The organism is Ectothiorhodospira shaposhnikovii, from assembly GCF_022227765.1.
Taxonomy (GTDB): Bacteria; Pseudomonadota; Gammaproteobacteria; order Ectothiorhodospirales; family Ectothiorhodospiraceae; genus Ectothiorhodospira.
On the sequence record NZ_JAJMLZ010000038.1, the window covers coordinates 1 to 280 of the forward strand.

The 280-nt window shown below is 57.9% G+C and carries 1 pseudogene; it reads right to left on the reverse strand.

What is annotated here, in order from left to right:
• A pseudogene (locus tag LQD11_RS15465) lies at positions 1-280 on the reverse strand (hypothetical protein); the annotation flags it as partial.

Genomic DNA, 280 nt, shown 5'->3' on the forward strand with positions numbered 1-280 from the left:
TCGCTCCGACAAGAGCTTGACCAAAAATGAGGGCGTGGCACTTTCAAACCAGTAGGGCCGGAACTCCCGTTTCTGGAACAGCAGCAACACATCAAACGGGTTATAGACCGCCGGCGTTGTCTCATCTCCCCAGCGATAGCCGTTGTACCACTGCCGGATCTGGTCCCGGTCCAGGCCCGGTAGTTCCGGTGCAAAGACGGTATCGATGTCCTCGTCGGTGTAGCCGCAGATGGGGGCAAAGGGCTTGTCCAGGGTGATGTCGTTGAGGTTGTTCAACCCG